Source organism: Microvirga antarctica (genome assembly GCF_017921815.1).
Taxonomy (GTDB): domain Bacteria; phylum Pseudomonadota; class Alphaproteobacteria; order Rhizobiales; family Beijerinckiaceae; genus Microvirga; species Microvirga antarctica.
Genome location: NZ_JAGEMM010000198.1, coordinates 1 through 281, shown reverse-complemented (window position 1 = coordinate 281; position 281 = coordinate 1). Strand labels below are relative to the sequence as shown.

At 55.9% G+C, this 281-nt stretch carries 1 pseudogene; it reads left to right on the top strand.

The window, feature by feature from the left end:
• Positions 1-281, top strand: a pseudogene (locus tag J4G32_RS21470) (baseplate J/gp47 family protein); the annotation flags it as partial.

Sequence of the window (281 nt, the reverse complement as noted above, 5' to 3'; positions counted from 1 at the left end):
GGCTGAGCGGCTGCTCATTGACCTGTTTGCTTATCGTGAAAACCTTGTCCGCATCGCCATCCAGGAGGCGGCGAAGCAAAACCTGGTCGCGTATTCCCGTGCGCCCATGCTGGATTATTTAGGCGAGCTGGTTGGCGTTCATCGTCTACCCGCTCAGGCGGCGAAAACCACGCTACAGTTTTCTGTTACTCAAGCGGCTAAAAGTAACCTGGTGATTCCACAAGGGACTCGCGCCAGCGCGTCGGATAGCGTGATGTTCGCCACCGACGAAGATGTTGTGT